The following is a 1,215-nucleotide window of genomic DNA, read 5'->3' on the forward strand; positions in this document are numbered from 1 at the left end:
GAGGCTGTCAAGCGCAGGGCCCCCAGCCCACCTGGGCTGCCATTTGTGCAACAGAGCCCCCTAGGCGTGGAAAAGTCCCCCTCTCGGCTTCTACGCAGACGGTCTACTTACAGGGGGAGCTTACGCCTTTAGCGCGCAGCAGGTCGTGGATGCGCCGGTGGCCGAAGCGCCGGCGCTCGTGCGCCAACTCGACGATGCGCTCGCCCAGCCGCACCGTTCCAGCATCCGGAGGGCGGTTGCCGAAAACACGTCCTCGACAGCCCCACGAGGCGGCACGCGCGGCGCTCCGAGATGCTCAACTGCTCGACCCTCCGGGCAGCGCGCTGCGCGTCGTTCCCGCGGGGGTAGCGCTTTACCCCAAAGTCCACCTTCAAGGCCTTCAATGTCGAGATGCTCCTCGGCCAGCAGCTTCTTGGGCCGCGCGTTCTCGGCCTCCAGGTCCCGCAGACGCTGCGTCTCGCTGACCTCCATGCCGCTGAAGCGGGCTTGCCATTTGTGGAACGTTGCGTTATTGAAGCCGACCTGACGGCAGATGTCCTTGACCGACATCCCGGTCTCAGCCTGCTTGAGAAACCCGGCGATCTGCTCGTCGGCGAACCGGCTCTTCCTCATGTCCGCTCCTTCCTGTGGATACGGACTCTACTAACCTTCGGCTCGTACAACCTGTGGGGGGCAGGTCAATCCTTTTCGGCGGCCACTCTGGCGCTAAACGTCTCCAATTGAGGCTCCTCCCTCCTCGGGGGGCAGAAGGTCGGAGTGGTCGTCCACGAGTAGGTTTCGACCTCATCGTGCAGAGCTGCCTAAAAAAAAACCGGCTGACCTCCGCTGCAGCTTCAATGCAGGAGGGGGAGATCGGGAAACAGCGGAAATAGCACGTCAGCCGGGCGATCCACGAAGGAACAGCAACCGCGACCAGCGCGGCTGCCAGATCATCATGCAGCGACTCCAGCCGCGCTGTTATCCTGCCAACGGAGGATGCGTACAAGTTCTGAACCGGTCGGGGCCAGGAAGGGAATGTGCTTCTTGTCCAATGGAATGCCGAACGGCAAGGAGCGATGTTGTGGAGCAGCCAGCCCTGACACCTTCCGAAGTGCTGATGACACTAGGACGGCTCGCCTACGATCCGCCCTCCTACCTTGATCGTCGCCGCATCGACCGGCCTGATTAGTCATGATCCTCAGCCACGCCCCGGATATGACGCTCGCGCATAGGCGA

1 protein-coding gene is annotated in these 1,215 nt (G+C 62.6%); it reads right to left on the reverse strand.

The window, feature by feature from the left end; all coding sequences use genetic code 11:
* Positions 1–120: 120 nt before the first annotated feature.
* A complete protein-coding gene (locus D3A59_RS24880; RefSeq protein WP_119157977.1) occupies positions 121–612 on the reverse strand; it encodes a transposase in 492 nt (163 codons plus the stop codon).
* Positions 613–1,215: the final 603 nt, after the last annotated feature.

Origin of the sequence: Caldimonas tepidiphila, assembly GCF_003569765.1 — a bacterium.
Taxonomy (GTDB): Bacteria; Pseudomonadota; Gammaproteobacteria; order Burkholderiales; family Burkholderiaceae_C; genus Caldimonas; species Caldimonas tepidiphila.